1 protein-coding gene is annotated in these 870 nt (G+C 70.9%); it reads right to left on the reverse strand.

Going from position 1 to position 870, the window contains the following annotated elements:
* The coding region (locus ABD323_RS42015; protein ID WP_486327175.1) for a phosphohexomutase domain-containing protein at nt 1–784 on the reverse strand (784 nt) is incomplete at its 3' end.
* Between the last annotated feature and the right edge of the window lie 86 nt (nt 785–870).

Genomic DNA, 870 nt, shown 5'->3' on the forward strand with positions numbered 1-870 from the left:
CCGGCTCGCCGCGCTCGTCGATGACGAAGCAGCGGTCCGCGTCGCCGTCGAAGGCAAGGCCCAGGTCGGCGCCGCACTCGGTGACCTCGGCCTGCAGGTCGACCAGGTTGGCCGGGTCCAGCGGGTTCGCCTCGTGGTTGGGGAACGTGCCGTCCAGCTCGAAGTACAGCTCCACCAGGTCGATGGGCAGCCCCGCGAAGACGGTCGGCACCGTGTGCCCGCCCATCCCGTTGCCCGCGTCGACGACGACCTTCAGCGGCCTGATCCCCGACAGGTCCACCAGCCCCAGCAGGTGACCGGCGTACCCGCCCAGGGTGTCCTTCGCCGACAGCGTGCCCGGGGTTACGTCCAGGGCGGGCACGGTCACGGTGTCGTCCGGCCCGGTCCAGGACTCCACCAGCTCGCGGATCTCGGAGAGCCCGGTGTCCTGACCCACGGGTGAGGCGCCCGCGCGGCAGAGCTTGATGCCGTTGTACTGCGCCGGGTTGTGGGAGGCCGTGAACATCGCACCCGGCAGGTCGAGGGACCCCGACGCGTAGTAGAGCTGGTCGGTGGAGCAGAGGCCGATCTCCACCACATCCGCACCCGAACCCGCCGCGCCCTCGGCAAACGCACGCGACAGGGACGGCGAGGAGGGGCGCATGTCGTGGCCCACCACGATCGCGGAGGCGCCCACCACCCGCACGAACGCCGCACCCAACGCGAACGACAACGACTCGTCCCACTGATCCGGCACCACACCACGCACGTCGTACGCCTTCACCAGCTGCTTCAAGTCCCGCATCGGTCCGGCACTCCACCCTGCTCGGTGCGGCGGTGCCGCACGTTCTCGGTCGACACCGGCGCGGGCAAGGTCCGACCTCCCGGGTG

This window comes from Kitasatospora nipponensis, from assembly GCF_039528135.1.
GTDB classification, from domain to species: domain Bacteria; phylum Actinomycetota; class Actinomycetes; order Streptomycetales; family Streptomycetaceae; genus Kitasatospora; species Kitasatospora nipponensis.